Genomic DNA, 1,984 nt, shown 5'->3' with positions numbered 1-1,984 from the left:
GCTGTACTGGCAGATGTTAGAGTAGAACAGACTCTTTGCATTGAGCCATAAGTTGACACTGTTGATTTTTGCTTTCGCCCACTCCTTGAGGAGGAATGCGCCGCGGGTCTGGACGTTCCCGGCGTTGATGGTTGTTGTCTCCATAACTATTGATTTTAGACATAAAAAAACTGCGCTACGTGTTGTCAAAGTTTCAATAGCAGAACTTCCGGGGGCGTTTCCGCTCACCCGACACGGCGCAGTGTATAGTCGTTGACATGTATGTATACAAAAACAGCCGACATGGGTCGGCGGCATCTGTACCGCTATTGAATTTTTGACATGGCAAAGATAGGGCGTTTTTTTGATAGGCGCAAGTTTTTCGCTATTTTTTTTGCGATGAAATTGGCGGCAAGAAAAAAAAGAGCCTCCGATGCGACACGCACCAGAGGCTCAAAGAGTTCTTTCACAATAATTGAAGCACGAAGCATTCAATGTCTTATCAACAGAGGGTTACCGCTTCTATTTTTTTTGCAAGCGACTTGATACCTTCCGCTATCTGTTGTTTCCGCTCAGGGCTTGGCTTCCTTATGCCTGTGGCATATTGTCGCATGACCGCCGAGCTGACGCCTATTTCCCTTGACACACCAGCAACATTGATAAAGTCGTAGTAGTTGAACAATGCCCCCACATCAAAGGTATATTCAACCTCAATGGGCGGAACCTCGATGCCATCCTCTTTCAAGCTAACCTTTGCATCTTCCCACCCTCGAAGCATGTCGGCAATGGCTGCACTTGCAGTATTGCCCTGCCCCAGCACGCTGGCATTAACGCTTTTTACTTTCATGTAGCAGGAGAAGTTTCTTTCGCCAACTTCTCGCTCTACTCTTGCGATTACCTTTTTCATGTTGTTTCTCGTTTGCACAGTTTTTAAGAAGTTCAATCACGACCGTCCCCATTCAGTGAAGAGATGCCGCCACTTTTTTGTGGCGGCTCTCAACTTACTCATTCAAAAGGTCTTCAATAATTGACTTTGCTGTCATTTCCTTGATTTCCTTGCTTCCGTGCCTCGGTACGCTTGTTCTCGCCCCAGTCTTGGGGTTTATCCAAATGTTATGCGAAGCACCATGTCGTTTCAAAAGGAAACCTGCCTTTTTCAACACTCGAATTAGTTCTGAATGTTTCATGATGTGAATGAACTCTTTGTCTTAATGACAGTGTAAAGATAACAAAAAAGTAATCAATCTCCAAAAGTTTAGCTAACTTTTTTGTTACAAATAATGTTTTTAATATTTGCATAATGGTATTATTTTTTCTACTTTTGCGAGGAATAGGAGTCGGCTCCTAGCAATCATTCTACGTATTGTAATTGTATGCAATGGAGAAAATAAGAGTAGGCATAGCATGGTGTGAGCAAAATTTTGGGGCTACATTTGGAGAAAACGTACCTGGTGCGGTGGCTGTCACCGCAAAGACATACGACGAGTTGATGATTGAAATTCCGGAGACGCTGCGCTTTCACGTAGAGGGTATGATAAACGACGGCGACGCTGTGCCGGAGTGGTTGCGCAATGGCGAGTACGAGTTTGACTATCATCTCGACGCTGCCGCGCCCAAACGTCTCTTGTAGCCGGCGCGGCTGTCTCCATGCGTTCTTCGCCCCCAATCCCTCACTTCTTGTTCTTTGTGTTGTAAAATATAATTACTGTTTTTTGATCATTGTTTTCGAGTCATCCAGAGCGAAAAGGGCTGTCTTTTCTTGTCAAAACCAAGCCGGGCGTTACAAAAAATCATAAGAGGGTCGCGATTGGCGCTTTCTCATGGCGTGATTAGGCCTTGTTGGCAGCGCGAAAGAGCCGCTATCGCGTCGCGATAGCAACCTTGTCACCATGCCATTTGGCACTCAACCGCGGACCGCGAAACAAGAGAAGAAAGACCGTTTTTAAAAAGACGCTGAATGTCAGCCATTTAAAAACTGTCGCGTGTTTCGCGTATTTCGGGCGAT

4 protein-coding genes are annotated in these 1,984 nt (G+C 45.4%); 1 reads left to right on the top strand and 3 read right to left on the bottom strand.

The window, feature by feature from the left end; all coding sequences use genetic code 11:
• Positions 1 to 305 precede the first annotated feature (305 nt).
• The 3 genes from HMPREF1640_RS13205 to HMPREF1640_RS04420 all read right to left on the bottom strand — a co-directional run bounded on the left by HMPREF1640_RS13205 (position 306) and on the right by HMPREF1640_RS04420 (position 1,166).
• Positions 306 to 449, bottom strand: coding sequence for a hypothetical protein (locus HMPREF1640_RS13205; RefSeq protein WP_156098711.1), 144 nt, complete (start codon positions 447 to 449; stop codon positions 306 to 308).
• 32 nt (positions 450 to 481) lie between these two features.
• The gene (locus tag HMPREF1640_RS04425; RefSeq protein ID WP_036892780.1) at positions 482 to 886 is read right to left on the bottom strand and encodes a hypothetical protein; all 405 of its coding nucleotides are present in this window, start codon (positions 884 to 886) and stop codon (positions 482 to 484) included.
• 94 nt (positions 887 to 980) lie between these two features.
• Positions 981 to 1,166, bottom strand: a complete 186-nt coding sequence (locus HMPREF1640_RS04420) for a type II toxin-antitoxin system HicA family toxin (RefSeq protein ID WP_036892779.1) — start codon at positions 1,164 to 1,166, stop codon at positions 981 to 983.
• A 191-nt stretch (positions 1,167 to 1,357) separates the two neighbouring features.
• On the opposite strand from HMPREF1640_RS04420, the gene HMPREF1640_RS04415 reads away from it, so the two are divergent.
• On the top strand, positions 1,358 to 1,609 hold the full coding sequence (locus HMPREF1640_RS04415; RefSeq protein WP_231565834.1) for a type II toxin-antitoxin system HicB family antitoxin: 252 nt from the start codon (positions 1,358 to 1,360) through the stop codon (positions 1,607 to 1,609).
• Positions 1,610 to 1,984 lie beyond the last annotated feature (375 nt).

It is taken from the genome of Prevotella sp. S7-1-8, assembly GCF_000758925.1.
Taxonomy (GTDB): Bacteria; Bacteroidota; Bacteroidia; order Bacteroidales; family Bacteroidaceae; genus Prevotella.
Note: the sequence above shows the minus strand (reverse complement) of the source record. Positions and strands in the feature narration are given on the sequence as shown.

Excerpts from the sequence above, each read along its gene's own strand:
- HMPREF1640_RS04425 (WP_036892780.1), bottom strand. The coding sequence starts at position 886 with ATGAAAAAGGTAATCGCAAGAGTAGAGCGAGAAGTTGGCGAAAGAAAC.
- HMPREF1640_RS04420 (WP_036892779.1), bottom strand. The coding sequence starts at position 1,166 with ATGAAACATTCAGAACTAATTCGAGTGTTGAAAAAGGCAGGTTTCCTT.
- HMPREF1640_RS04415 (WP_231565834.1), top strand. The coding sequence starts at position 1,358 with ATGGAGAAAATAAGAGTAGGCATAGCATGGTGTGAGCAAAATTTTGGG.